The organism is Streptomyces sp. NPDC051576 (assembly GCF_040681835.1).
In the GTDB taxonomy this organism is placed as follows: Bacteria; Actinomycetota; Actinomycetes; order Streptomycetales; family Streptomycetaceae; genus Streptomyces.
Map to the genome: position 1 here is coordinate 348,073 of NZ_JBFAZO010000004.1, position 24,415 is coordinate 372,487.

Annotated in this window: 22 protein-coding genes and 1 pseudogene; 8 read left to right on the forward strand and 15 right to left on the reverse strand. The window is 70.1% G+C overall.

Going from position 1 to position 24,415, the window contains the following annotated elements; all coding sequences use genetic code 11:
- A pseudogene (locus AB0M63_RS15230) lies at positions 1–146 on the reverse strand (ADP-ribosylglycohydrolase family protein); the annotation flags it as partial.
- Positions 147–148: 2 nt separating this feature from the next.
- Positions 149–1,267, reverse strand: coding sequence for an ADP-ribosylglycohydrolase family protein (locus AB0M63_RS15235; protein WP_366019676.1), 1,119 nt, complete (start codon positions 1,265–1,267; stop codon positions 149–151).
- A 167-nt stretch (positions 1,268–1,434) separates the two neighbouring features.
- On the opposite strand from AB0M63_RS15235, the gene AB0M63_RS15240 reads away from it, so the two are divergent.
- A complete protein-coding gene (locus AB0M63_RS15240; RefSeq protein ID WP_366019677.1) occupies positions 1,435–1,833 on the forward strand; it encodes a nuclear transport factor 2 family protein in 399 nt (132 codons plus the stop codon).
- Positions 1,834–1,838: 5 nt separating this feature from the next.
- Here AB0M63_RS15240 and AB0M63_RS15245 read toward each other — a convergent pair whose 3' ends face one another.
- The 3 genes from AB0M63_RS15245 to AB0M63_RS15255 form a co-directional block, all read right to left on the reverse strand.
- Positions 1,839–2,693 carry an isocitrate lyase/PEP mutase family protein gene (locus tag AB0M63_RS15245; RefSeq protein ID WP_366019678.1) on the reverse strand — a complete coding sequence of 285 codons (855 nt, stop codon included), beginning with the start codon at positions 2,691–2,693 and terminating at the stop codon, positions 1,839–1,841.
- Between the two features lie 110 nt (positions 2,694–2,803).
- Complete coding sequence (locus AB0M63_RS15250; RefSeq protein ID WP_355905523.1) at positions 2,804–3,355, reverse strand: hypothetical protein; 552 nt, start codon at positions 3,353–3,355, stop codon at positions 2,804–2,806.
- Between the two features lie 92 nt (positions 3,356–3,447).
- Complete coding sequence (locus AB0M63_RS15255) at positions 3,448–6,033, reverse strand: bifunctional FO biosynthesis protein CofGH (protein WP_366019680.1); 2,586 nt, start codon at positions 6,031–6,033, stop codon at positions 3,448–3,450.
- Positions 6,034–6,273: 240 nt separating this feature from the next.
- On the opposite strand from AB0M63_RS15255, the gene AB0M63_RS15260 reads away from it, so the two are divergent.
- Positions 6,274–7,848, forward strand: coding sequence for a CehA/McbA family metallohydrolase (locus AB0M63_RS15260; RefSeq protein WP_366019681.1), 1,575 nt, complete (start codon positions 6,274–6,276; stop codon positions 7,846–7,848).
- Here AB0M63_RS15260 and AB0M63_RS15265 read toward each other — a convergent pair.
- Entirely contained in the window at positions 7,808–8,665 is an 858-nt protein-coding gene (locus AB0M63_RS15265; protein WP_366019682.1) for an endonuclease/exonuclease/phosphatase family protein, read from the reverse strand. The two genes, AB0M63_RS15260 and AB0M63_RS15265, sit on opposite strands and share 41 nt — an antisense overlap.
- Before the next feature lie 52 nt (positions 8,666–8,717).
- Between AB0M63_RS15265 and AB0M63_RS15270 the strand changes: the two genes are divergently transcribed.
- Positions 8,718–9,110, forward strand: coding sequence for a nitroreductase/quinone reductase family protein (locus tag AB0M63_RS15270; RefSeq protein ID WP_366019683.1), 393 nt, complete (start codon positions 8,718–8,720; stop codon positions 9,108–9,110).
- Between the two features lie 18 nt (positions 9,111–9,128).
- Here AB0M63_RS15270 and AB0M63_RS15275 read toward each other — a convergent pair whose 3' ends face one another.
- The 4 genes from AB0M63_RS15275 to AB0M63_RS15290 form a co-directional block, all read right to left on the reverse strand.
- Positions 9,129–10,592 (reverse strand): aldehyde dehydrogenase family protein, encoded by a 1,464-nt coding sequence (locus tag AB0M63_RS15275; RefSeq protein WP_366019684.1) that lies wholly within the window; start codon positions 10,590–10,592, stop codon positions 9,129–9,131.
- Positions 10,589–12,319, reverse strand: a complete 1,731-nt coding sequence (locus AB0M63_RS15280; protein WP_366019685.1) for a D-aminoacylase — start codon at positions 12,317–12,319, stop codon at positions 10,589–10,591. The genes AB0M63_RS15275 and AB0M63_RS15280 overlap by 4 nt, the downstream gene beginning before the upstream one ends.
- A 30-nt stretch (positions 12,320–12,349) precedes the next feature.
- A complete protein-coding gene (locus AB0M63_RS15285) occupies positions 12,350–13,468 on the reverse strand; it encodes an LLM class flavin-dependent oxidoreductase (protein WP_355905547.1) in 1,119 nt (372 codons plus the stop codon).
- 88 nt (positions 13,469–13,556) lie between these two features.
- Positions 13,557–14,327: a glucose 1-dehydrogenase gene (locus AB0M63_RS15290; RefSeq protein WP_355905550.1), complete on the reverse strand. Its 771-nt coding sequence runs from the start codon at positions 14,325–14,327 to the stop codon at positions 13,557–13,559.
- A gap of 181 nt (positions 14,328–14,508) precedes the next feature.
- On the opposite strand from AB0M63_RS15290, the gene AB0M63_RS15295 reads away from it, so the two are divergent.
- Both AB0M63_RS15295 and AB0M63_RS15300 read left to right on the forward strand, forming a co-directional pair.
- Positions 14,509–15,243: a hypothetical protein gene (locus AB0M63_RS15295; protein WP_366019936.1), complete on the forward strand. Its 735-nt coding sequence runs from the start codon at positions 14,509–14,511 to the stop codon at positions 15,241–15,243.
- A gap of 61 nt (positions 15,244–15,304) precedes the next feature.
- On the forward strand, positions 15,305–16,099 hold the full coding sequence (locus tag AB0M63_RS15300; RefSeq protein WP_366019686.1) for a hypothetical protein: 795 nt from the start codon (positions 15,305–15,307) through the stop codon (positions 16,097–16,099).
- A gap of 21 nt (positions 16,100–16,120) precedes the next feature.
- On the opposite strand, the gene AB0M63_RS15305 is transcribed toward AB0M63_RS15300, so the two are convergent.
- The 3 genes from AB0M63_RS15305 to AB0M63_RS15315 form a co-directional block, all read right to left on the reverse strand.
- Positions 16,121–16,771: a response regulator transcription factor gene (locus AB0M63_RS15305; protein WP_366019687.1), complete on the reverse strand. Its 651-nt coding sequence runs from the start codon at positions 16,769–16,771 to the stop codon at positions 16,121–16,123.
- 115 nt (positions 16,772–16,886) lie between these two features.
- A complete protein-coding gene (locus tag AB0M63_RS15310) occupies positions 16,887–17,810 on the reverse strand; it encodes an LLM class F420-dependent oxidoreductase (RefSeq protein WP_366019688.1) in 924 nt (307 codons plus the stop codon).
- Positions 17,807–19,051 carry an amidohydrolase family protein gene (locus AB0M63_RS15315; protein WP_366019689.1) on the reverse strand — a complete coding sequence of 415 codons (1,245 nt, stop codon included), beginning with the start codon at positions 19,049–19,051 and terminating at the stop codon, positions 17,807–17,809. The genes AB0M63_RS15310 and AB0M63_RS15315 overlap by 4 nt, the downstream gene beginning before the upstream one ends.
- A 210-nt stretch (positions 19,052–19,261) precedes the next feature.
- Here AB0M63_RS15315 and AB0M63_RS15320 point away from each other — a divergent pair, with 210 nt between their 5' ends.
- From AB0M63_RS15320 to AB0M63_RS15330, 3 genes are all read left to right on the forward strand, one after another.
- A complete protein-coding gene (locus tag AB0M63_RS15320; RefSeq protein WP_366019690.1) occupies positions 19,262–22,216 on the forward strand; it encodes a BTAD domain-containing putative transcriptional regulator in 2,955 nt (984 codons plus the stop codon).
- Positions 22,217–22,429: 213 nt separating this feature from the next.
- Positions 22,430–22,600: a hypothetical protein gene (locus AB0M63_RS15325; RefSeq protein WP_366019691.1), complete on the forward strand. Its 171-nt coding sequence runs from the start codon at positions 22,430–22,432 to the stop codon at positions 22,598–22,600.
- Positions 22,601–23,174: 574 nt separating this feature from the next.
- Positions 23,175–23,807, forward strand: a complete 633-nt coding sequence (locus tag AB0M63_RS15330) for a hypothetical protein (protein ID WP_366019692.1) — start codon at positions 23,175–23,177, stop codon at positions 23,805–23,807.
- Here AB0M63_RS15330 and AB0M63_RS15335 read toward each other — a convergent pair.
- Together AB0M63_RS15335 and AB0M63_RS15340 are read right to left on the reverse strand one after the other, a co-directional pair.
- On the reverse strand, positions 23,804–24,181 hold the full coding sequence (locus AB0M63_RS15335) for an ATP-binding protein (protein ID WP_355905577.1): 378 nt from the start codon (positions 24,179–24,181) through the stop codon (positions 23,804–23,806). The genes AB0M63_RS15330 and AB0M63_RS15335 overlap by 4 nt on opposite strands.
- Positions 24,178–24,405: a hypothetical protein gene (locus AB0M63_RS15340; protein WP_355905580.1), complete on the reverse strand. Its 228-nt coding sequence runs from the start codon at positions 24,403–24,405 to the stop codon at positions 24,178–24,180. The genes AB0M63_RS15335 and AB0M63_RS15340 overlap by 4 nt, the downstream gene beginning before the upstream one ends.
- Between the last annotated feature and the right edge of the window lie 10 nt (positions 24,406–24,415).

The window sequence follows — 24,415 nt, forward strand, 5'->3', positions numbered from 1 at the left end:
CCATGCAACGCAGGCCCCTGAGTCATCTCCACGGCGAAGTCGTCCGCGAGGACGAGCAGCGTAGGACGGCCCTCCAACTCGGCCAGCCAGGCCGGCGGGAGGGCCATCTGACCGTGCAACCCCCAGCACCCAGCCGTAGCACTCCCGGTCAGCTCCCTCGCGGATACCGCGCGATCCACCCCGGCGAAGACCCAGCCGGCCCATGCAACGCAGGCCCCTGAGTCATCTCCACGGCGAAGTCGTCCGCGAGGACGAGCAGCGTAGGACGGCCCTCCAACTCGGCCAGCCAGGCCGGTGGGAGGGCCGTCTCGCCGTGCAGGGCGCCCAGGAGGCCGCCGGTGAGTGCGCCGGCCGTGCCGGAGGGGCCGCCCTGGTTCACGGACAGGCACAGGCCGTGTCGGACGTCCTCGCCCACCAGCGCGCAGTAGACCGCACCGGCGAGCAGGCCGTCCGCGTTCCCGTCCGCCACCAGCTCCTCGACCCGGGCGGAGGAGGGCATGCCCTGGCGTACGGCGCCGAGGGCGTGTTGCAGGCCGGTGGAGACGGGCTGGTGGCCGGGGCGGGCGGCGAGGAGCGCGAGTGCGCGTTGGACGGCCGCGTCGAGGCTCTCGCCGCGGGCGAGGCCGTGCACGATGACGGCGTAGGCACCGGCCGCCAGATAGCCGACGGGATGACCGTGGGTCTGGGCCGCGCACTCCACCGCGAGCTGCATCACGAGCTGCGGCTCCCACCCGACCAGCAGCCCGAAGGGCGCGGAACGGGCGGCGGCCTCGCCCCCCGCCTCGCCGGGATTCTTGGGCGCGTCCAGCGTCCCCATCCGCTCGTCCCCGAAGCCCAGCAGACAGGACCGCGTCGGATCCCGCCGCGCGTACAGCCATTCCTCCCGCGCGAGCCACCCGTCGTCCTTACGGCGCTCGTCGGGCCCCCAGTCGTGCTGGGTGGCGGCCCACCGCAGATACGCCCGGTGCAGATCGGTCGGCGGATGCCAGGCCCCGGTGTCCCGCCGCACCTGGGCCCGGATCAGCCCGTCGACGGTGAAGAGGGTGAGCTGGGTGAGATGCGTGACGGCACCGCGCCGCCCGTACCCGAACGCGAGATCCACGACGCCCTCCGCGCCGTAGGCCTCCCGGATCTCGTCGATCGCCAGCAGATCGACGGGCGCGCCGAGCGCGTCCCCCACGGCGGCCCCGAGCAGCGTCCCCCGCACCCGGCTCCGGAAGTCCTGCTGCTCGACCCGGCCCCAGACGGCCCCTGTTGCCGTACTCACCGAGGCCTCCTCAGGGCTCCGTCCTTACGTACGAGTCAGCTCAGCACTGTAATCGAACGGGGACGGTGCGTTGAGAGGCAGATCGGTTTACGAAGCGGGCTCCACGGAGTGATGTTGGCGACCTTGCTACGTTCGCTTCAGGACGATGTGATCAGGAGGCGACCCCCATGGCAGACACCGCGCGAGCGGCCGCCGTTCCCGACTGGGTCCTGAAGTTCATGGACGCCATCGACACCCTGGAGTTCGGTGAGGGCTTCGCGCCGCTCACCGAGGACACCGACATGTTCTTCGGCACCGCGCATCTCCACGGCGTCGAGGCCATCAAGGCGTTCTTCGTCAAGATCGACGAGCCGCTGGTCATCACCCACGAGGTCCTGGAGTTCTGGACCGCCGGCGACGGCGTCCGCCTGCTGCGCGGTGAGGCGACCATGGCCAGGAAGAGCGAGCCGGACAAGGTGGTGCGCGCCCCGTTCACCCACATCTTCTACCTCGACCGCGAAGAGCCGGTCCGCGTCCGGACGATCCGCATCACCGCGGGCCCGCTGCAAACGGACACGGTGATGTGACGCCCTCACCTGCTCGCCGTATGGAGATTGCGGCTCAGCAGCTCGACCGACTCGGCGACACCGACCCGGTCACCGCTGTCGCCGGCCGGCAGGCGCCCCTCCGCAGCCCTGAGTTCCGTCAGCGCCCGGTCCATCGCCTGGTGCGCGGCGAACAGACACGGCGTGCTGTAGATCGCCACATCCACGCCGAGTTCCGCCAGTTCGGGCAGTGACAGGCGGGGAGAGCGCCCGCCGGCGATCTGGTTGAAGAGCAGCGGCTTGTCGCCGATGGCCGAGCGGATGCGCCGGATCGCGTCGGTGTCGCGCACACCGTCGACCAGCACCACATCGGCGTCGGTGGCCGCCAGCGCCTTGGCCCGTACGAGGATCTCGGCCTCGTCGGTGGCGTCCGTGCGGGCCACCACCACGAGGTCGGTACGGCAGGCCAGCACCTGCTCCAGCTTGTCGAGGTACTCCTCCAGCGGCAGGATCTGCTTCCCCGCCACGTGCCCGCAGCGGCGTGGACGTTTCTGGTCCTCCAGGATCACCCCGGACGCGCCCAGCGCCTCCAGGCGTCGCGCCACGTGGCAGGCGACGGCCGGGTCGCCGTAACCGTCGTCGATGTCCACCAGCAGGTGGTGGCGGGGGAAGGCCCAGCGCAGCCGTTCCACGAAGGCCAGCATGTCGGGCCAGGCGATGAAGCCGATGTCCGGCAGGCCGTAGTAGGACCCCGCGAAGCCGAAGCCCGAGACGAACATTCCGTCGTAGTGGGCGGCCGCGAGCGAGGCCGAGTACATGTCGTGCACGCCGATCAACGGCGTGGTCCCCGCCGCGGCGATCGCCTCGCGCAGCGCGTTCCCGTGAGGCCCTGAATGACGCATCGAACTGTCTCCCTTGCCGAGGCCACCATTGCGAACGGCACAACGGCGACGTTCACACGTGGGTCACGCGGGGAGCGATCATGTTCAGAGTGCGTTCAGAGGCGCCGCGGCTAGCCGACGACCCTGACCTTCGTCCCCGTCGTCCCGAACGACCACAGCGCCGCCCCGTCCGCCTTGCCCATGCGGACCCCGCCTGTCTGCTTGCCCGCGGCCGGGGGCGGGGAGGAGCCGTCCACCGCGTTGGAGAAGGCGATGTTGAGGCCGGACTTGGTGGCGAAGTAGACGATGTTCTCGATCGCGACGCCGTCCGAACCCGTCGTGGCGTCCTTGCGGACCGACACCGTGTACTTGCCGGGGTCTGGGCTGACCGTCCCCGGCCAGACCGCGAACGTGCGGCCCGCCTTGTCGCTCGCGTCGACCAGCCAGACCCGTTTCTGCCCCACCGAGTAGACGATGCGCCGCCCGCTGCCGGAGTCGGCGGGAACGGCGGCCGGAGCGGCGCTCTTCGTCTGCTTGGGATGCGCGCTCGCGGACGCCGAGGCGTTCGGGCGGGCGGCGGACGCCTTGGGGTGCGGCCCCTGGTTGGCCTGGACAGCCAGGACCGTGACCGCGGCGATCGCTCCCACCGTCAGACCGGTCACCCAGACCTTCGAGGCAGGCACGGGCACGCATCTCCTCAGCTACACATCCCCCGCATCCCGATCGAACAGGGGTCGGATCATCGTACCGGCCACCGTCCCGGCCACCCGCCCCCTCAGTCCAGCACCGGCAGCAGCTCCGGCAGATGCCCGTCCGAGAGGGCCGCGGCCCGCTGCCGCTCCTCCGACACCTCGCCGTACAGCGTGGTGCGCGGCCTCGCCGGCCGACCGGCCGCCTCCGCCACCGCGATCAGGTCCTTCACCGACTTGTACGAGCCGTACGACGACCCCGCCATCCGCGAGATCGTCTCCTCCATCAGCGTGCCGCCCAGGTCGTTCGCACCGGAGCGCAGCATCTCCGCCGCCCCCTCCGTGCCCAGCTTCACCCAGCTCGTCTGGATGTTGGGGATGTGCGGGTGGAGGAGGAGGCGGGCCATCGCCACCACCGCCCTGTTGTCCCGCATCGTCGGACCCGGCCTCGCGATCCCCGCCAGGTACACCGGCGCGTTGGTGTGGATGAACGGCAGCGTCACGAACTCCGTGAATCCGCCCGTGCGTTGCTGGATCCCGGCGAGGGTCCGCAGATGCCCCAGCCAGTGCCGAGGCTGGTCCACGTGGCCGTACATCATCGTCGACGACGACCGGATGCCCAACTCGTGTGCTGTCGTGACGACTTCGATCCAGGTCGCGGTCGGCAGCTTGCCCTTCGTCAGGACCCAGCGGACCTCGTCGTCGAGGATCTCCGCCGCCGTGCCGGGGATGGTGTCGAGCCCCGCCTCCTTAGCCGCCGTCAGCCACTCGCGGATCGAAAGCCCGGTCCTGGTCGCGCCGTTGACGACCTCCATCGGGGAGAAGGCGTGGACGTGCATCCCGGGGACGCGTTCCTTGACCGCCTTCGCGATGTCGAAGTAGGCGGTACCGGGCAGATCCGGGTGGATGCCGCCCTGCATGCAGACCTCGACCGCCCCGACCTCCCAGGCCTGTTGGGCCCGGTCCGCCACCTGGTCCAACGACAACGTGTACGCGTCCGCGTCCGTACGGCGCTGCGCGAAGGCGCAGAAACGGCAGCCCGTGTAGCAGACGTTGGTGAAGTTGATGTTCCGCGTGACGATGTAGGTGACGTCGTCGCCGACCGCCGACTTCCGCACGTCGTCCGCGATCCGCGTCAGCGCGTCCAGCGCCGGACCGTCCGCGTGCAGCAGGGCGAGAGCCTCCGCGTCGGTCAGTCGCGTCGGGTCGTCGGCCGCCGTCGCCAGCGCCTGCCGTACGTCCGTGTCGATGCGCTCGGGGACCATGCCGGGCGCCGCGGCCTCGCGCAGGGCGCCCCAGTCGCCGTAGACCTCGTCGAAGTCGTCACGACGGTCGGATGTACGGCCGTCCGTGTCGATCGTGGTGTGGAGGTCCGTGCGGCCGGTGGCGACGAAGGCCTCCTCCGGTTCCTGCCAGGCGTGGCCCTCCACGACCGCGTCAGGAAGGGCCAGGCCCGTCTCCGGGTCCGCGAGGGCCCGGACGTGCGGCAACAGGCGCGGGTCCAGCCAGGGTTCGCCCCGGCCCACGAACTCCGGGTAGACGCACAGCCGTTCACGGAGCTCGAAGCCCGCCTCCGCCGACTGCTCGCGCAGCAACTCGATCTGCGGCCAGGGGCGTTCGGGGTTCACATGGTCGATGGTGAGCGGGGAGACCCCGCCCCAGTCGTCGATGCCCGCGCCGATCAGGCGCTTGTACTCCGAGTCGACGAGGTTGGGCGGCGCCTGGAGGCAGGCGGACGGGCCCATGATGTGCCGGGCCACCGCGACCGTCGCCACCAGCTCGTCCAACTCCGCGTCCGGCATCCCGCGCATCGCGGTGTCCGGCTTGGCGCGGAAGTTCTGGATGATCAGTTCCTGGATGCCGTGGTAGGCCCGCGACACCTTGCGCAGCGCGAAGAGCGAGTCCGCGCGCTCCTCGTACGTCTCACCGATGCCGATCAGGATCCCGGACGTGAAGGGGACGGACGACCGGCCCGCGTCCTCCAGCACCCGCAGCCGTACGGCGGGCTCCTTGTCCGGGGAGCCGTAGTGCGGGCCGCCGGGCTCGGACCAGAGCCGGGTGGCGGTCGTCTCCAGCATCATGCCCATGGAGGGAGCAACAGGCTTCAGGCGCTGGAAGTCCGTCCAGGTCATCACCCCGGGGTTGAGGTGGGGCAGCAGTCCGGTCTCCTCCAGGATGCGGATGGAGATGGCGCGGACGTAGGCGATCGTGTCGTCGTAGCCATGCGCGTCGAGCCACTCACGGGCTTCCGGCCAGCGGTCCTCGGGCTTGTCGCCGAGGGTGATCAGGGCTTCCTTGCAACCGAGTTCGGCCCCGCGCCGGGCGATGTCGAGGACCTCGTCGGAGGACATGAACATCCCGTGGCCGGCCCGGCGCAGCTTGCCGGGGACGGTGACGAAGGTGCAGTAGTGGCACTTGTCACGGCACAGGCGGGTGAGGGGGATGAAGACGCTCTTCGAGTACGTGATCACGCCGGGCCGGCCGGCCGCCGCCAGGCCCGCGTCACGCACCCGGGCAGCAGACGCGGTGAGGTCGTCCAGGGCCTCGCCGCGGGCCTGGAGCAGCACCGCCGCTTCCGTCACGTCGAGGGCGACGCCGTCACGGGCCCGTTTGAGGGCGCGACGCATGGAGTTCTCGGTCGGGCCTGTTCCGGAGCTCGCGGGTGTCGTCATCCTTCGAGCATACGATCGGTCTGATCAGGCCAAAGAGGGGCGCCCGATTCGTTCCGGCCGGGCAGTTCGTTACACGGTGTCACTGGCGGCGGGCGGGCGCGGCTGTCGGCGATGCCGTCTCCGGTTTCCCGACACCCGCCGATTCCCTTTCCTTGCACGGGAGTTCACAGCCGACTATCAGAGTCGTACGGGTCACCCCTGCACGATCCCTGTCAGCGACGACACTCCGGGAGCAGCAGCATGTGCGACGACGATCACGGAAACGGCGATCACGGACACGGCGATCACGACTTCGGGATGAACAGACGCGCGCTGATCGTGACGGGCGCCGCCGCCGCGCTTACGTTGGGAAGCGTGACCTTCGCGAGCGGCGCCGAGGCCGCGGCAGACGGCGAGCAGGAGAGCCGGACGGTACGGGGCACCCTCCCGCCCGGCTCGCCCGACTATGTGTACGTACCCGTCGAGGTCCCCGCCGGGGTCCGCGAGCTCAAGGTGGCGTACACCTACGACAAGCCGTCCGTACCGGCCGGGACCCAGGGCAACGCCCTCGACATCGGCATCTTCGACCAGCACGGCACCGACCTCGGCGGCCGGGGTTTCCGGGGCTGGTCGGGCGGGGCGCGCACGGAGTTCTTCCTCCGGGTGGACGACGCGACGCCCGGCTACATCCCCGGCCCGGTCGGCGCCGGCACCTGGCACATCGCGCTGGGCCCCTACACGGTGGCCCCGCAGGGCCTGTCGTACGAGTTGACGATCACGCTCACCTACGGCGAACCGGGCGCCGCCCCGCACCCCGTGTACCCGCCGGAGCGGGCGAAGGGCCGCGGCCGGTCCTGGTACCGGGGCGACTGCCACCTGCACTCCTGGTACTCGGACGGGCGCCGCACCCCCGCCGAGATCGCCTCACTGGCACGGTCGGCGGGCCTGGACTTCATCAACTCCTCGGACCACAACACCCACTCCTCGCACCCGCATTGGGCCTCGGAGGCGGGCCCCCATCCCGACGGCGAACTGCTGATCCTGCTCGGCGAGGAGGTCACCACGCGCAACGGCCATGTGGTCGCCCTCGGCACCGAGCCAGGCACCTTCGTCGACTGGCGCTACCGGGCCCGCGAGAACCGCTTCGGACGCTTCGCCCGCGAGATCCGCCGGGCCGGCGGCCTCGTCGTCCCCGCCCACCCGCACGCCACCTGCATCGGCTGCGCCTGGAAGTTCGGCCTCGGCGAGGCGGACGCCGTCGAGGTGTGGAACGGCCCCTACACGCCCGACGACGAGGTCGCCCTCGCCTCCTGGGACGCCACGCTCGTGGCCTCCGTGCGCGACAACCGGGAGTGGCTCCCGGCGATGGGCAACAGCGACGCCCACCGCGACCCGGACGCGGTCGGCCTGCCCCAAACCGTGGTCCTGGCCGAGGACTTGACGAGGGAGGCGATCCAGGACGGTATTCGGGCGGGGCGTTCCTATGTCGCCGAGTCGGCGAACGTCTCCCTCACCTTCACCGCGTCCGGCGGCCGGGCCGAGCACGCCGGAATCGGCGAGCGGTTGAGGGTCGACGCGGACACCCCGGTCACGGTACGGCTGGAGGTCACCGGCGCCCCGCGCTGCACCGTCCGCTTCGTGACCGACCAGGGGGTGCTGTTCACCAGCGATCCGCTGCCGGTGGCCGGCGCGGGGAGCGTGGAGTGGCGGACGACCGCGGCCTACGCGGCTTATGTACGCGCCGAGTTGAGGCACGAGACGGCGGCGGGACCGGTGCCCGGCGCGCTGGCGGCCTTCACGAACCCGATCTTCCTGGGCTCGCCGGACCGCAGCTGACGGAGCCGTCGCTCAGGTCCACCACGACCGCCGCGTGATCGGAGGGCCACACCCCGTCGACGGGCCCGTCCCCGGCCCTCCGTACGCCCCGCACATGACCGCCCGCTCCCCTCCCCGTCGGCGCCACGAAGACGTAGTCGATACGGACGCTCGGCCCGAACGTGCCCGCGACGTACGGGTTCCCGAGGTCCCAGGTGACCGAAGGGGCGCCCGGCTCGGCGAAGTCCCAGGCGTCCATGAGGACTTGGCCGGGCACGGCGGGCGCCGTCCGGTACCCGCCGAACAACCGGACCTCGTCGGAGTCCGGCCAGGCGTTGAAGTCACCGGTGACGACGGCCGGAAAGGGGCCGTCGCCGGTGTGCTCCGCGACGAACCCGGCGAGCGCGGTGACCTGTCGGCACCGTACGGCCGAGGCGTCGGTGGCGGAGGAGAGGTGGACGGTGAAGAAGGGCACGCGCTGCCCCGGCGCGTCGATCCCCGCGTACAGCGCGAGCCGTCCGCCGTCCCCGTCCCCCGGCGGCAGCGGCAGTACGGCCTGCTCGGCGACGGGCCAGCGGCTGAGCACGGCGTTGCCGATCCCGACACCGGGGTCGCCCAACCGCCGCTGCCAGAACCCGGGATCGTGCGAGGCTCCCCAGGCCCAGTGCATACCAAGCTCCCCGGCGAGCCACCCGGCAAGATTGGCCCCGCCGCCGTCCCACACCTCCTGCAACCCGACGACATCGGGCCGCAGTTCACGCAACACGGCGAGAATCGCCTTCTGCCGGGCCTCCCAGGGCCCGTACCGCCACCACAGGTTCCATGTCACGACGCGCACGGGATCATTGAAGTCCACGGAAGCAGCAGGCCGACAGGAGATCCGGAAACCGATGCCCAGCACTCCCGAGTCCAAGTACCGCACCATCACGAGATTCCAGCGCCTGCTGAACTCGGTCACCCGCCACCTCCCCACCCAGACCGTCCTGGAGACCACCGGCCGCGTCTCCGGCCTCCCCCGCCGCACCCCGCTCGGCGGACGCCGTATCGGCGACACCTTCTGGCTGGTCTCGGAGTTCGGCGAACTCTCCCACTACGTCCGCAACATCAAGGCGAACCCGGAGGTCCGCGTACGCATCATGGGGCGCTGGCACACGGGCACGGCCCACCTCCTCCCCGACGACGATCCCCAGGCACGGCTGCGGACGTTGCCGCGGTTCAACAGTGCGGCGGTGAAGGCGGTGGGTGCGAGGTTGCTTACGGTGCGGGTGGATCTGCGGGATTGAAGCCCCGCGCCCCTCACCTCACCCCGCCCAGACGATCGCCTGCACCTCGCTGTAAGCATGCAGCGCATACGCCCCCACGTCCCGCCCGACCCCGCTCCTCTTGAACCCCCCGAACGGCGCCTCCATGTTGCGCCCCACGGTGTTGACGCCCACCCCGCCGGCGCGCAGCCGCCGCGCCACCCGGAAGGCGCGCGCCACATCCCCCGACCACACGTAGTCGATGAGGCCGTAGTCGCTGTCGTTGGCGAGGGCGATGCCTTCCTCCTCCTCGTCGAAGGGGACGACCACGACCACCGGGCCGAAGATCTCCTCGCGGACGACCCGCATCTCGGGGGTGCAGTCGGCGAGGACGGTGGGGGCGACGAGGAAACCCGGTCCGGCGGACGGGCGTTCGCCGCCCGTGACCAGCACCGCGCCCTCCTTCCGGCCCAGTTCGACGTACGACTCGACGCGCTCCCGGTGTGCCGCCGAGATCACCGGGCCGACGACGGTGTCCGGGGAGCGTGGGTCGCCGACCTTCAACCGACTGGCGTACGCGGCCAGTTGCTCCACGAGCCTGTCGTACACACCGCGCTGGGCCAGCACCCGCGTCGGCGCCGTACAGATCTGCCCGCTGTAGAAGGAGAAGGTCGTGGCGATCCCGGAGACGGCGGAGGCGAGATCCGCGTCGTCGAAGACGACCGCCGCTCCCTTGCCCCCCAACTCCATCAACTGCCGCTTCATGTCGCGCCCGCAGACCTCGGCGATCCGCTGCCCGACCGCCGTGGACCCGGTGAAGCTGACCATGTCGACGTCCGGTGAGGCCACGGCCGCCTCGCCGACCTCCACCGCTTGGCCGTTGACGACGTTCACGACCCCGCGCGGCACCCCGGCCGCCTCCAGCGCCTCGGCCATCCGGTAGACGGACAGCGGGTCCTGCGGCGCGGGTTTCACCACGACCGTGTTGCCCATGGCGAGGGCGGGGGCGATCTTTCCGGCGGGGTTCGCCCACGGGTTGTTGTACGAGGTGATGCAGGTGACGACGCCTACCGGCTGCCGTACGGCAAGCGCCCCCATGACGGCCGCCCGGCCGAACGGCCCGGCCTCGTTGACCTGCGGCGGGATCGCCCACTCGGCCGGCTCCACGGTCGCGTAGCGCCGGAAGCGAGCGGTGGCCACGCCGACCTGCATGCCCCGCGCGGTCCCGGTCGTCGCGCCGGTCTCCGCCTGGGCCAGTTCGGCGTACGGCACGAGTCGGCCCCGGACGATGTCCGCCGCCCGGCCGAGGATCGCCGCGCGTTCCTCGGCCGGGGTGCGTGACCACGGCCCGAAGGCCTCGCGGGCCGCGGCGGCAGCCGCGTGCACCTGATCCCGCGACGCCTCCGGCGCCCACCCCACGGTCTCCTCGGTCGCCGGATCGACCACGGCGTAGTGCCCGCCGTCCGGCTCAACCCACTCCCCACCGACGAACAACCGCTGTCCGTCCGCCACTTGGGAACTCACCTGGTGCTCACCGTCCTGGTGTCCCGCCCCGACCGCAGCACCCGACCGGGCACGGAACCGCTCACCACGTCGTCGCGGATCGCCTCGACTCCGTTGACCCACACGGCCCGTACGCCGATCGCCTTGGAATCCAGACGCGGACTGTCACCCGGCAGGTCGTGCACCAGGGTGGCCTTGCCCGCGTCGATCCGCTCCGGGTCGAAGAGCACCAGATCCGCATGCCAGCCCTCCCGCACCTGCCCCCGCTCCCGCAGCCCGAACAGCCGCGCCGGATCGTCGGTCAGCATCTTCACCGCCCGCTCAAGACCCACCAGCTTCCGCCCGCGCAGACAGTCCCCGATGAACCGGGTCGTGTACGGCGCCCCGCACATCCGGTCCAGATGCGCCCCCGCGTCGGACCCGCCGAGCAGCACGTCCTCGTGCTGCCAGGTCTCGGCGCGCAAGGCCCAGGAGGCCGGGTCGTTGTCGGAGGGCATCGGCCACAGGACCGTACGGAGTTCGTCGGCCGCGCAGATCTCCACCAGGCACTCGAAGGGCTCCTGCCCGCGTTCGGCGGCGATGTCCTTCACCACCCGCCCGGTCAGCCCCTCGTTGGCCGCGCTGTACGTGTCTCCGATGACATACCGCCCGAAGTTCGCGAGCCGCCGGAAGACGCCCGCCTCCTTGCTGTTGGCGTTCCGCAGCATCTCGGCGCGCACGTCCGGCTCGCGCAGCTTCGCGATCCGCTCCGGCACCGGGAGGCTCAGGATCGGCCCCCACCCGGGTATCAGGTTCAGCGCGCAGAAGGTGCCGAGGGACATGTTCATCGGCGTGAGGATCGGCATGGTCAGCGCGACGACCCGGCCGCCGGCCTTCCGCGCCCGCTCACTCGCGAACAACTGCCGGGGCACCCGCTCGGGTACGGCCGCGTCCACCGTCAGCACGTTCCAGTTCAGGGGCCGCCCGGCCACCGCGCTCATCTCGACGAACAGATCGATCTCCGGGTCGCTGAACTGATCCAGACAGCCGGCGACGATCGCCTCGATCTGCGTACCCTCGTGCTCACCGACCGCCCTGGACAGAGCGATCAGTTCGGCGGGCAACGCGTGCCGCGAGGCGACCGGCTTGCCGTCACCGTCCGAGTGGGTGGAGGACTGGGTGGTGGAGAACCCCCACGCCCCGGCGTCCATCGCCTCATGGAACAGCCGTAGCATCTCGGCGAGTTGCTCGTCTGTCGGCTGGCCGCCGACCGCATCCGCGCCCATCACATACCGGCGCAGCGCGCAATGCCCCACCATGAAGCCCGCGTTGACCGCGATCCGCCCCTCCAGCGCGTCCAGATACTCCCCGAACGACGACCACGTCCAGGGCGCCCCCTCTTCGAGAGCGACCAGCGACATGCCCTCGACCTTCGACATCATCCGGCGGGTGTAGTCGGCGTCGTCGGGGCGGCCGGGGTTCAACGGGGCAAGCGTGAAGCCGCAGTTGCCGGCCGCGACGGTCGTCACGCCGTGGTTGAGGGAGGGCGTGGCATACGGGTCCCAGAAGAGCTGGGCGTCGTAGTGGGTGTGGGGGTCTACGAACCCGGGGGCGAGGACGAGACCGCGCGCGTCCTCGCGGGTGCGGGACTCCTCGGTGACAGTGCCGATGACGGCGATACGACCGTCGCGGATGCCGACGTCGGCGACGAATGCGGGCGAGCCGGTCCCGTCGACAACCGTCGCCCCTTCGATGACGTGATCGAGCACGAACCTTGCCTCCTCAAGCGCCGTACGACCTCAGGCCGTCTCCCGGAACCGCGTGGTCCGATGCACCGGATCCGTGTCGATCTTCGGAATCACGTGCTCCCCGATCAACCGGATCGTCTGCAACGTCTCCTCCTTCGGCACCCCCACCGGCAGCCCGAAGCTCAACTGATCCGCCCCGGCCTGCTCCCACCGCTTGCACTGCGTGAGCACTTCGTCCGGGTCGCCGCAGATCAACAGCTCCTCCTCCACGAGGAGTTCGACGAACTCCGGCGTGTACTCGGGCAGCGTCTCCGGCCACACCGGGAAGCCCTCGGGCCGGGGGAACGTGTCGTGGTACCGGAACACGAGCGACGGCAGATAGTGCAGCCCACCGCTCGTCGCGATCCGGATCGCCTCGTCGTGCGTCGGCGCGCAGATCGCGGTCGTCGTCACCATCACGTTGTCGTTGACGAACGCGCCCACCGGCTCGGCGTTCACGATCGCCGTCTTGTACTGCTCCAGCACCCACTCCATGTCGGACACCTTCTGGATGCTGAACCCCAGCACCCCGAGCCCCTTACGGGCGGCCATGGCGTACGAGGGCGGGGACCCGGCCGCGTACCACATCGCCGGGTGCGCCTTGCCGTACGGCTTGGGCAGGATCTTGCGGGGCGGCAACTGCCAGTGCTTGCCCTGGAAGCCGACGTACTCGTCCTGGAGCCACATCTTGGGGAACTCGGCGATGGTCTCTTCCCAGATCTCCTTGGTGTAGTTCATATCGGTCACGCCCGGTATGAACCCCAGGATCTCGTGCGAGCCGGCGCCCCGCCCGCTCCCGAACTCGAAGCGGTTGCCCGAGAGATGGTCGAGCATGGCGACCTTCTCGGCGACCTTCACCGGGTGGTTGACCTGCGCGAGGGGGTTGAAGATGCCGGATCCCAGATGGATGCGGTCCGTCGCGTGCGCCAGATAGCCGAGGTAGACGTCGTTGGCCGAGAGGTGCGAGTACTCCTCCAGGAAGTGGTGCTCGGACGCCCAGGCGTACTTGAACCCGGACTTGTCCGCCTGGATGACGTACTCGGTCTCCTCCATCAGCGCCTTGTGCTCGGCCAGCGGGTCCGTCTCGGCACGCTTGCCCACGTATCCCTGTACAAAGAGCCCGAATTCCAAGGAGGTTCACCGTCCCAAGTCCAGATGGTTCGTATGAGTGCTACGACTTTCTGACGTGTCGTCAGATTCGTCAATAGATGACGGCCCGTCAGATGACACTGACTCCCGCCAGCCAGCCCCCGTCGATCACGAACGGCTGCCCCGTGATGTACGACGAGTCGTCCGACGTCAGGAACAGCGCGAGCCGCGCCACCTCGTCGGCCCGCCCGATCCGCCCGAGCGGCACGAGCTTGCGGTACAGCTCGTCCAGGGCCCGGGTCATCTCCTCCGGGTCCGCGTCCGGGTCGAGCCGCGACGGGTTGGACATCGCGGTGTCCACGGCCCCGGGGCAGACAGCGTTGACCCGTATCCGCCGGCTCGCCAGCTCCAGCGCGGCCACCCGGGTGAGCCCGAGGATGGCGTGCTTGGTCGCGGCGTACGTCCCCACTGCCGCCATCCCCGTCACCGCCGTGTACGAGGCCGTGTTGACGATCGTGCCGCCGTCCTCCATCACCGGGGCCACGGTCTTGATCCCCAGAAAGCAGCCGACCTGGTTGACCCGCACGACCTGCATGAACTCCTCAAGAGGCGTGTCCACAAGGGAGTTGAACCGCAGGATCCCCGCGTTGTTGACCAGCCCGTCGATCCGCCCGTACGCCTCCTTGGCGGCCCCGACGGCGGCACCCCAGTCCGCCTCCTCGCCGACATCGAGATGGACGTAGAGCGCGCCCAACTCCTTTGCCAGCGCCGCCCCTTGCTCGTCCAGCACATCCGCTACGACGACCTGCGCACCCTCCGCCACGAAGAGCCGCGCCTCCTGCTCCCCCTGCCCGCGCGCCGCCCCGGTGACGATGACGACACGTCCGTCCAGCTTGCCCATGCGGGCCTCCTCGGGATCGGTGGATGCCGGTCATCGTAGCGCCGTATCTGACGAAGCGTCAGATGGTGACCGAGGACTTCTTGCGCAGGAGTGAGGGCTTGCACAAGCACACTTGAAGTGACCGCGGAGTAGGGACATTTGACCCTGGCCATACCTCCGCTTGGCTCCAACAATGCCGAGTATGGCAAAGCGGAGATTACGCAACAGGAAAGTCAGGTACGTGGCGATCGGCGCGGCACTCGCCACCGGCGGAGTGATCGTCACCCTGCTGCCGTCGGCGAACGCGGCCGACGCGAAGACGCCGGACCAGATCATGACCATGTGCGAGAGGTCCGCGGTGGTCAATGGTGAGCAGCGGTCGGTGGATGATTTCGGCGGCGCCTTCGCGGACGGCTTCCAGGCCGACAACTGCGATTTCGTCGAGACGAACTTCGAGACCTTCGACGGACCCACCGAAAAGGCGTCCATCGACTTCCCGAACTGCGAGCCGAACGCGACCGATCCGGCCAAGGTATCCATCACCTGGTCGTCGACCTCGGCCCAAGGTCAGGGAAAGTACGTATCCACCCAACAGGGCGGCGGCGGAGGCCTGTTCGGATTCCTCAGCGGGTCCTGGGCCAAGCACAAGGGAACCCTGGACATGACCGTGAAGTCGGCGACGGCCGGCGACACGGAGGCGCGGGACGTGCCGGTCGGCAAGGTGCTCCACATGGAATTCACGCCGAAGTTGCAGCGCATGACCGGCGAATGGCGGGTACGCATCGACGCCGATCCCGGCAGCTTCGCCGTGAATCCCTCCCCCGAACAGAACTTCGTGGCGCCGGACGTCGTCGAGGGACCTGTCATCCTGCCGGGCGCCGCGGGCGCCCCCGGTGTCGTGGACGGCACCTCCAAGGCGGTCCTGGAGGACTGCTGAGCCACCGGCCGTACAGCAGGAAACAGCAGCTCAACTCCCTTACGCCCCAGAGGAGACACCCATGTCCCGGACCGGCCGCACCAGAAGCCACCGGAGCAAGAAGAAGCGCATCACCCTGGCTCTGGCCCCCGTGGCCGCGCTCGCGGTGATCGTCCCGCTGATGAACCAGGCGAGTGCCGCCACCCCGTCCGAAGTGACCGCCGACTGTTCCGCGGACTCCGACAAACTGGCCGACTGCGAGTTCGTCGACGTCCAGTTCAAGGCGAACAGCCTCGGGCCCAACGAACGCGTCTCCCCGGTGAGCGACAACTGCGGTTCCACGAGCACCGCGTCAAAGACGTTCAATGTCAGTACGTCGGTGACGCGCACCCTCCAGGTCGAGGAGGGAACCGTCACCGAGGCCGGCACGAAACTCGGGAACTCGCTCTTCGAAGTCGGCCTGGAATTCAGCACGTCGACCATCAACATCACGCGTGACGACAAGACGACCACATTGGCGTTCAGCCGCACCGACACCGTGCAGGCGGACAGCACCGCCTTCTTCATGTGGTCCGCCAAGCGCACCGACGTCAGCGGATTCCTGAAGGCCACGTACAAGGAGGCACAGGACGGGCAGACGGTGTTCTTCGCGCCGAGCGAGGGTGCCGCGACCGTGCATGTCTTCTATCCGCAGATCCTGAACAACGGAACGCCCGACGGGCGTCTTTGGCTGCGGAACGTGAAATGCGAAACCACCGCGGCCGACGCGGTCCCGAACTCCACGAGGGCGCTCCGGTCCGAAGAGGCAGGATTCGGCGAGGGCGGTGCCGATGTCACCGATGTGGAAATACCGCTGACGGAGATCCCGGCGCCCTGATCCGGCGCTCCCGGAAGGTTCTCAGGTGCGAAGCACGGGCGTGGTTCCCAGCCAGCGCAGAACCGCGTCCGTGCCGCTCCTGGCGTCCAGCTTGGCGTAGATGTTGCTGAGGTTGTTGCGGACGGTCTTCTCGCTCAGCCGTAGTCGCTGCCCGATCTGCCGTGCTCCCAGGCCGGTCGAGAGCAACTCCATGATCTGCTGCTCGCGGGGCGAGAGCAGCGCGCGCAGCCGCCGCATGGTGTCATCGGTCGCGGCCATCAGCCGGGCCCCTTCCCGCAGGGCGTCGCAGGCGGCCGGAGAGAGGTAGGTGTGCCCGAGGGTGGCCGCCACCATCGCCGAGGACATCATCTCGGGGCACCGGTCGCACTCGACCAGATAGCCCGCCCCGGCCCGGAACACCTCGACCACCGCTTCGGTGTCCCGGCGCGGACTGACCACGACCGCCGGGACGCTCCGGGCGCGGAGAAGGTCCAGCAGCCCCGGAAAGGCCACCGCCGGGTCCTCGCAGTGCAGCACGATGACGTCCGCCTCGGTCTCCGCCAGCCCGTCGTAGGGCGGGGAGACACGCACCACACGGCCCACGTAAGGATCGTCCGGGGCCGGCCAGTCCTGGTGCGGCCAGGTGCGACCGGCGGAGACCAGGGCGACCACGAGTCGCTCGGAGGATCGCACGTGAGGGGTCCTTCCGCCGGAGCCATGACGTCCGTACGTCCGTACATACGCAGCTCGGCGTGACCGTGTTCAAACAGGATGTGATCAAAGACGGGTGAAGCGATGAGAGGCGGGGTCAGAGCAGCGGCCCCACCTCGGACCCGAACTGGCCTATCTGATCGAGGAGTTCGGCACGGTCGCGGCAGCGGAACCGCACCTGTATCTGGTCCACGCCCATCACTCCGTAGGCCCGCAGCGACTCCGCGAGGACCTCGGGCGCGCCGGTGAGGGTGCGCCGCCCGACCTCCCACCCCGGTTCGCCGACGTACAGCGGCTCGGTGATGGCCCCGAACACGAACGGCCCCTGGATCGAGGCCTCTTCGCGCAGTCGCCGGATCCGCTCGATCTGCGCGGGCAGCTTCGCCCGCGGGTCGCCCTGCGGCAGCCAGCCGTCCGCCTTGAGCGCGGCCCGGCGTACGGCGGCGGGGGACGATCCGCCGACCCAGAGCGGGACGTGTTCCCGCGCGGGGCGGGGCCGCTGCCCGAGCCCCTCGAAGTCGTACAACTTGCCGTGGTGCTCGGGGAATTCGTCCGGACCGAGCGCGGCGCGCAGCGCGTCGATCGACTCGTCGAGAACGGGTCCGCGGCGCTCGAAGTCGACCCCGAGCACCTCGAACTCCTCCTGTACGTGCCCGGCGCCGACCCCGAGGATCAGCCGGCCCCCGCTGAGGTGGTCGAGGGTGGCGTACTGCTTGGCGGTGACGAGCGGGTGGCGCAGGCCCACGACCGCGACGTGGCTGAGGAGTTGGACTCGTTCCGTCACGCCCGCCAGGTAGGAGAGAGTGGCGACCGGGTCGTACCAGATCGTGCTCATGGCGGGGGCCAGGCGGCGCGGGATCGCCACGTGGTCGCAGCTCGCGATGTAGTCGAAGCCCCCGTGCTCGGCGGCGCGGGCGATCGCGACGAGGTCGGCGGGGCCGGCGTCGGCCTCCCAGGATTCGGCGTAGATGGTGCTCTGGGACTGAACGGGCAGCTGGATGCCGTAGGAGAGGCGGCTCACTTGGGCCCTCCCCAGAGACCGTCCGGTGTCAGGCCCAGCAACTCGATGGCATTGCCGCGCACGATCCGCTCGACCACGTCCGGCGCCAGGTGCCCCATCTGTGCCTCGCCGACCTCGCGGGACTTGGGCCAGGTGGAGTCGGAGTGGGGGTAGTCGGTCTCGTACAGCACATTGCCTACGCCGATGGAGTCCAGGTTGCGGAGCCCGAACGCGTCGTCGAAGAAGCAGCCGTAGACGTGCTCGGTGAAGAGTTCGGACGGCGGGCGGTGGACCTTGTCGGCGACGCCGCCCCAGGCGCGGTTTTCCTCCCAGACGACGTCGGCGCGCTCCAGGATGTAGGGGATCCAGCCGATCTGTCCCTCGGCGTACATGACCTTGAGGTCGGGGAAGCGTTCGAACTTGCCGCTCATCAGCCAGTCCACCATCGAGTAGCAGCAGTTGGCGAAGGTGATCGTGGAGCCTACGGCGGGCGGTGCGTCGGCGGAGGTGGACGGCATGCGGCTGCTGGAGCCGATGTGCATGGCGATGACCGTCCGGGTCTCGGCGCAGGCGGCGAGGAACGGGTCCCAGTCGTCGGTGTGGATGGAGGGCAGGCCGAGGTGCGGGGGTATCTCGGAGAAGGCGACGGCGCGGCAGCCGCGGGCCGCGTTGCGGCGCACCTCGGCGGCGGCCGACTCCGGGTCCCAGAGCGGGATCAGGGGCAGCGGTATGAGCCGGCCCGCCGCGTCAGGGCCGCACCACTCGTCCACCATCCAGTCGTTGTAGGCGCGGACGCAGAGCAGCCCCAGCTCGCGGTCGGAGGCCTCGGTGAACGTCTGGCCGCAGAAGCGGGGGAAGGTGGGGAAACACAGGGCGGACTGGACGTGGTTGACGTCCATGTCGGCGAGGCGGGACGGGACGTCGTAGGAGCCCGGACGCATCTGCTCGTAAGTGATGACTTCGAGCTTGATCTCGTCCCTGCTGTAGCCGACGGCCGTGTCGAGGCGGGTGAGCGGGCGGTGCAGATCCTCGTAGACCCACCAGTCGCCGATGGGTCCGTCGTCGCCGGGTTCGCCCATGACGGGCTTGAACCGGCCGCCGAGGAAGGTCATTTCCTTCAGCGGCGCGCGGACTATGCGAGGGCCGGTGTCCAGGTACTTCTTGGGCAGCCGGTGCTGCCAGACGTCGGCGGGCTCCACGGTGTGGTCGTCGACGGAGATGATCGGCGGGAGGGGCGTCAGGTCGGTGTTCTGGGTGTCCATGGCGCTCACGGTAGCGCCGATCTGACGACCCGTCAGCTAGCTGGATACGGGTTCGCGGTGCTCGGTTGTGTGCGGAACTGTGCGTAGAGCGTGTGAGGGCCTTGTGATATCCCGCGCGGCCACCTGTGAGCGGTGTCTCCGAGAGCTGACGCATCCGCCGTCAACAAGGCAAACTGTCGTAGTTATCAGGCATGCCTAGGGGGAACGGCGATGGACGGTGGACCGCGAGTACCGGAGCAGCGGCGGCCCGATCCCGGCTCGGAGGAGTCGACGGCCCTGCGCTTCAGTGTGCTCGGTCCGGTACGTGCCTGGCGGGGCCCTGTCGCGCTGCCCACGGGCTCGCCGCAGCAACGCGCGCTGCTGGCCGCGCTGTTGCTGCGCGAGGGCCGTACGGCGACCGCGAGCGAGCTGATCGACGCCCTGTGGGGCGACGACCCTCCGTCACAGGCCCTGGCCGCGGTGCGTACCTACGCGTCCCGGCTGCGCAAGGCCCTGGACGCCGGGGTGCTGGTCAGCGAGTCGGGCGGGTACGCCGTACGGGGGCTGCCCGAGGGCGCGTTGGACTCGGCGGTGGTGCAGGACCTGGCCACCGAGGCGGAGAAGGCGAAGTCGGCGGGTGACCTGTGCCATGCGCGGGACCTGCTGGGCCAGGCGCTGGCCCTGTGGGACGGCGAGCCCCTGGCCGGGCTGCCGGGCCCGTACGCCGAGGCGCAGCGCGTCCGCCTGGAGGAGTGGCGGCTCCAACTTCTCGAAACCCGGCTGGACATGGACCTGGAGCAGGGCTGCCACGCGGAGGCCATCAGCGAACTGACGGCACTCACCGCGGCCCACCCGCTCCGCGAACGACTCCGCGAGCTGCTGATGCTCGCCCTCTACCGCTCCGGCCGCCAGGCGGAGGCCCTCGCCGTCTACGCGGACACCCGGCGCCTGCTCGCCGACGAACTGGGCGTGGACCCGCGCCCCGGCCTGCGCGAACTCCAGCAGCGCATCCTCCAGGCCGACCCCGGCCTCGCCGAGCCGTCCGCACCGGCGGCGGAGACCGTGACGGCACCGGTCCGCCCCCACCAACTCCCGGCAACCGTCCCCGACTTCACGGGCCGCGCGTCCTTCGTCTCCGAACTGAGCGAGGTACTCGCATCCGCCGACGGCCGCGTGATGGCGGTGTCGGCACTGGCCGGCATCGGCGGAGTCGGCAAGACGACGCTCGCGGTCCACGTCGCCCACCAGTCGCGAACAGCCTTCCCCGACGGCCAGTTGTACGTCGACCTCCAGGGCGCCGGCTCCCGGGCCGCCGAGCCGGAGACCGTACTCGGCGCGTTCCTACGGGCGTTGGGCACCGCCGACTCCGCGATACCGGACTCCCTGGAGGAACGGGCCGCGCTGTACCGCTCGGTGCTGGACGGCCGCCGGGTCCTGGTGCTGCTGGACAACGCGCGGGACGCGGCCCAGGTCAGGCCGCTGCTGCCCGGTACTGAAGGCTGCGCCGCGCTGGTCACCTCCCGGGTCCGGATGGTGGACCTGGCCGGGGCGCACCTCGTCGACCTCGACGTGATGTCCCCGGAGGAAGCCCTCCAGCTCTTCACGAAAATAGTCGGCGCCGAACGCGTAGCGGCCGAACGGGAATCGGCCCTGGACGTAGTAGCGGCCTGCGGCTTCCTCCCCCTCGCCATCCGCATCGCGGCCTCCCGCCTCGCGGCCCGCCGCACCTGGACGGTATCCGTCCTCGCCGCCAAACTCGCCGACGAGCGACGCCGGTTGGACGAACTCCAGGCCGGCGACCTCGCCGTGAAGGCCACCTTCGAGCTGGGCTACGGCCAGTTGGAGCCGGCCCAGGCACGAGCCTTCCGCCTCCTCGGCCTCGCCGACGGCCCCGACATCTCCCTCGCCGCCGCAGCCGCCGTACTCGACCTCTCGACGGAGGCCACGGAGGACATCCTGGAGTCCCTCGTCGACACCTCCCTGGTGGAGTCGGCGGCCCCCGGCCGCTACCGCTACCACGATCTGGTGCGGCTCTACGCGCGTGCGTGCGCGGAGCGGGACGAGTGGCCGCCGAGTGAGACGGGGGCGGCGCTTTCGCGGTTGCTGGACTTCTATCTGTCCACCGTCTCGGGCGTCTACCTCATCGAACGGCCCGGGGACCGGCTGGTGGACCACCTGGAGCGCACCGAACATCCGGGCCTGGTGTTCTCCGACCGGCACGCGGCACAGGACTGGCTGTACGCCGAAGCCGTCTCCCTGCTGGCCTGCGTCCGTCAGGCCGCACGGTTGGGGACACTCCGGCGGGCCGTCGACGTCCTCTGGGCCTCGGTCGACCTGGCGGAGTCGGGTACGAATTCCAAGGAGTACGAAGGTGTCGCGTCCGCCGTACGCGAGGCGGCACGGGCGGCCGGAGACCCGCGCACGGAAGCGCGGGCGCTGCTCATGATGGCCTACGCCCACAGCGTCACCGGACGCTTCGATCTGGCCGACGAGGAATCCGCCCGCGCCGCCGAACTGACGGCCGCCTCCGACGATCCGCTGACGAGCTGCTGGTCGTCGAACATCCTCGGCGTGATCGCGCTCTACCAGAGCCGGTACGAGGACGGCGAGGCCCACTTCACCCGCGCGATCGACAGCTTCCGCCTCTGCGGGGACCGGCCCGGCGAGGCGAGCGCCCTCTGCAACCTCTCCCGCATCCATCTGGCCACCGGCCGCACGCACAGCGCGGTGTCCCTGGCCCAGCAGGGCACCGACATGTACGACGACATGGGCCACGGCCTCAAGGGTGCCAACGGCCGCTACGCGCTGGGCCTCGCCCTCACGCAGCACGGCCGGCTGTCCGAGGCCGCCGTCCGCCTGAAGGAAGCGCTGGCCGTCTTCCAGGACAGCCGCCAGCATCTGTGGGCGGGCATGTCCCACTTCCGGCTGGCCGAGGTCGACCTCGCGGCCCAACGCCCCGCGCAGGCGGCCTCAAATGCGGAGATGGCACTCACGGTGCTGCGTGGCATCGGCGGCGAGTGGCGGCGGGGCAACGTCCTCGTCGTCCTCGGTCACGCCCTCAACGGCATCGGGCAGACGGGCCGGGCGCAGGTCTGCTGGCGTGAGTCCCTGGACATCTTCGATGCGTTGAGCGCGCCCGAAGCGGCAACAGTACGGGCGCTGCTCAAGCCGATCGCGGTGGCGTGAGTTCCCGGTCGTCGGCCCGTTCATCATTCGTTTATCGCCGCCCGGCAGTCTCAAGTTGTCGAACCGTCGCGTCGGGGGGCAGACGGGGCGACTGCAAGGCCGCGGCATAAGGTGAGCGGCCCGGATGCCCGTCCGGCGGTCCTCGGGGGAGTCGCCGGACGGGCAGCAACCTCAAGGCATAAAGAAGATGAACTGTCAGGGGAGCCAGTCAAAATGAGCGACACCAACAGCACCGACAACATCCACGCCACCGACGAGCCGACTGCCACGACGGACAACATCCACGCCACCAGCGAGCCGCTCGTCGGCAAGAACATCACTGTCGAGGACGAGACCGCCGAGGCCACGACGGACAACATCCACGCCACCGACGAAAAGGCCTGACCACCAGGCTCTTCAACGCACGGGGGACCGGCCGCGACGGCACCGAGGGGGAGCCGCCGCGGCCGACGTGCGTCCGGGGCCCAGGGCCCCAGGGGCCGTGACTGGCAGTTCCGTCCCACCGCCGCTCGGCACAGGGTGGCCCGCCGGGACAGAACCACCACTCACCGCACCGCGTTATCCACAGGGCGCGGCAACAGATCGTCTTCTACGGGAGAGTCGGCCCGTGGGAATGATCGACTTGCGGGAACTGCTTGAGGGCGGGGTTCTCTTCAGCTCTGTCGCGGTTGAAGCCGGCTGGCCGCGCAGCACGCTTTTCCGGACCCTCGCAGCAGAAGGCTGGACCCGCATCACAGCAGGCGCCTGGGCTGAGCCGGGGCAGACTGTTTCAATCTCCATGCAGGTCCGCGCCGTGCAAAGGCGGGCACCGCATCTCATCGCCAGCCACAGAAGTGCCGCCTCTCTTTGGCTCATCGAAACCCGGCATGCAGGAAGCCCGGCAGACAACAGCAGCCCCCTGCATTTCACGGATCCCGGGCGCAGTACGCGCCGGGACAAGAAAGCGACCGGCGTAAGCGTGCACCGCGCAAGGCTCGCGCCGGAGGACGTAACTAATCGGCGGGACCTGCGCCTGACAGCGCCCGCCCGCACAGTTGTCGACCTCCTGAGGACAGAGCCCCGCGACGAAGCGGTCCTCGCCGCCGACTCCGCCCTCTCCCGGCGCACAGTCAACGGCATCCGCCGAGCCCCGCTTACAACGCTCGCCACCCTGACGAGTGCGCTGGCCATGCCGAAAGTCCCGCTCCGCAGCAGGAAAACCGCCCAGAGCCTGCTCCAGCTGGTCGACCCTCGCGCAGGCTCGGCCGCCGAGACGATCGCCCGGCTCCGTATGCACGACGCCGACCTCCACCCGCAGAGCCAGGCCGAGCTGAACACCCCTGACGGCCGCCGCCGGTATCTGGACTTCCTCTTCCGCGCCGAGGGCCTCGGCGTCGAGATCGAGGGCTACGCCTACCACGGCACCCGCGCCGCCCATCGGCAGGACATCGCCCGCTTCAACCAGATCCAGCAGTGCCGCGAGGTCCGCCTGCTCCTCCGCTACACGGCGGCCGACGTCTTCTTCCACCCCGCGAGGATGATCGAGGAGATCAGCACCAACCTCGGCAGACTCGGCCGCCGCAACTCCGGGGACGCGGGCACGGGCACCTAACCGGCGCCCATCACCTCGCACCACACAGTCTTGCCGCTCACCCCCTGCTCCACCCCCCACCGCAACGCCACCGCGTCGAGCAGCGCCAGCCCCCGCCCCGACTCGTCGTCATCGGCGGCATGCAGAAGAACGGGCAGGGCTCGCGGATCGGGGTCGGTGACCTCGACCCGGGTGGGCCCGCCGGCCCCGCCGGACACCCGTAGGCGAATGGGCGTCCCCTCCCCCACATGCCGGATGACGTTGCTCACCAACTCGCTGACACAGAGCTGCACTTCGCTGCAAGCCTCGCTGAAATGGGCGCGTACGGCGGCCCGCAGCTCCGGCACGGCCTTCGGTACGGCGAGCAGGTCCACCTCCAGGTGCGGTGGGTTCACTGGTCGGCTGCCTTGCGGAGTGCGGCGGCCAGCTTGCGGGCGGTCGCGAGGTTGCAGTTGCCGAGCGCGACGAGGCCCGCGCGGGGCGGATACGTGCTCGCGAGGCTCGGCAGGTCGACGCTGAGGGAGGGAAACGTGATGCCGTGGGCGGCGAGGGCGTCTCGCAGTTCCTCGGCGCAGAGGGTCATGTCGTAGGCGGTGGGGGGACTTTGGGGGTCGGTCATGCGGGGCGGC

Coding starts and splice junctions, on each gene's coding strand:
- AB0M63_RS15295 (WP_366019936.1), top strand. CDS start 14,509: ATGGCAAAGCGGAGATTACGCAACAGGAAAGTCAGGTACGTGGCGATC.
- AB0M63_RS15255 (WP_366019680.1), bottom strand. CDS start 6,033: ATGACGACACCCGCGAGCTCCGGAACAGGCCCGACCGAGAACTCCATG.
- AB0M63_RS15325 (WP_366019691.1), top strand. CDS start 22,430: ATGAGCGACACCAACAGCACCGACAACATCCACGCCACCGACGAGCCG.
- AB0M63_RS15290 (WP_355905550.1), bottom strand. CDS start 14,327: ATGGGCAAGCTGGACGGACGTGTCGTCATCGTCACCGGGGCGGCGCGC.
- AB0M63_RS15260 (WP_366019681.1), top strand. CDS start 6,274: ATGTGCGACGACGATCACGGAAACGGCGATCACGGACACGGCGATCAC.
- AB0M63_RS15240 (WP_366019677.1), top strand. CDS start 1,435: ATGGCAGACACCGCGCGAGCGGCCGCCGTTCCCGACTGGGTCCTGAAG.
- AB0M63_RS15320 (WP_366019690.1), top strand. CDS start 19,262: ATGGACGGTGGACCGCGAGTACCGGAGCAGCGGCGGCCCGATCCCGGC.
- AB0M63_RS15300 (WP_366019686.1), top strand. CDS start 15,305: ATGTCCCGGACCGGCCGCACCAGAAGCCACCGGAGCAAGAAGAAGCGC.
- AB0M63_RS15270 (WP_366019683.1), top strand. CDS start 8,718: ATGCCCAGCACTCCCGAGTCCAAGTACCGCACCATCACGAGATTCCAG.
- AB0M63_RS15245 (WP_366019678.1), bottom strand. CDS start 2,693: ATGCGTCATTCAGGGCCTCACGGGAACGCGCTGCGCGAGGCGATCGCC.
- AB0M63_RS15315 (WP_366019689.1), bottom strand. CDS start 19,051: ATGGACACCCAGAACACCGACCTGACGCCCCTCCCGCCGATCATCTCC.
- AB0M63_RS15340 (WP_355905580.1), bottom strand. CDS start 24,405: ATGACCGACCCCCAAAGTCCCCCCACCGCCTACGACATGACCCTCTGC.